Raw genomic sequence first — 1,234 nt, 5'->3', positions numbered from 1 at the left:
CGGTGCATGAGGTGTTCGAGGTGCGGGCCCGGGAACACCCCGACCGCGTCGCGGTAACCGAACCCCACGGCGCGACCCTGACCTACGACCAGCTCAACACCGCCGCCAACCGCCTGGCCCACACACTCAACGAACGGGGAGTACGGCCCGGAGACCTGGTCGGACTGCACCTGACCCACAGCGCCACCTACATCACCGCCCTGCTCGCCGTACTGAAAGCCGGCGCCGGATACGTACCCCTGGAACCCGGCCTGCCCCCGGGCCGGTTGACGCTGATGGCCACCGAACCCCACCTGGCCGCCGTCATCACCACCCCCGCCCACCCCTGGACCCCCACCCAGGCCCCGGCCCCGGACTCCGCCTCAGCCCCGGCCCCCGCCCAGGCCCAGGCCCCTGCCCAGGTCCCGGCCTCAGCCTCCGCCCAGGCCTCCGCCTCAGCCCCCGCCTCTGCCCGGGTTCCTGCCCCGGTTCCGGTGCTGGACCTGACCGCCGAAGCCGAGACGATCGCCGCCCAGCCGGACACCAACCCGGGACACCCCGCCGATCCGGAGCGGGTCTTCTACATCCCCTACACCTCCGGCTCCACCGGCCGGCCCAAGGGAACCCTCGTCCCCCACCGGGCCATCAACGGCTTCTTCACCGACGTGCACTACGCCACCTGGGGACCCGACGCCGTCACCCTGCTGCACTCGGCCCTGTCCTGGGACGGCAACCTCGTCGAGATCCTCCCCCCGCTACTGACCGGCGGACGCGTCGTGGTGCACACCGGAACCAACCGCGACCCCCTGACCGTCGCCGAAACCGTCCACACCCACCAGGTCACCCACCTGTTCCTGCCCACGACCGCGTTCAACACGATCATCTCCACCAGCCCCCACCTCCTGGCCAACGTGCAGCAACTGCTGTTCGGCGGCGAGGCCGCCACCGTCCGCCACGTGCGCACCGCCCTGACCGAACTGCCCGCCACCCGGCTGGCGAACTGCTACGGCCCCAGCGAGTGCACCGTCTTCGCCACCGCCCACCTGATCACCCCCGCCGACCTCGACCGGCCCACCATCCCGATCGGCACCCCCATCGGCGACCGCACCGTCCACCTCATCGACCCCGACACCGGACAGACCATCACCGAACCCGGCCAGACCGGGGAGATCTGCATCAGCGGCCCCAGCCTCGCCCACGGCTACCTCAACCGGCCCGCCCTGACCGCCACCCACTTCCGCCCCAACCCCGGCCT

General features: G+C 72.0%; 1 protein-coding gene. It reads left to right on the top strand.

Annotated features, from left to right (window positions below):
- Positions 1-20: 20 nt before the first annotated feature.
- Positions 21-1,234, top strand: a 1,214-nt coding sequence (locus ACIBVQ_RS40550) for an AMP-binding protein (protein ID WP_399184281.1), incomplete at its 3' end; no start/stop codon positions are given.

It is taken from the genome of Streptosporangium sp. NPDC049376 (genome assembly GCF_044466505.1).
In the GTDB taxonomy this organism is placed as follows: domain Bacteria; phylum Actinomycetota; class Actinomycetes; order Streptosporangiales; family Streptosporangiaceae; genus Streptosporangium.
The sequence above is the reverse complement of the archived record's forward strand: the minus strand, read 5'-3'. Positions and strand labels throughout refer to the sequence as shown.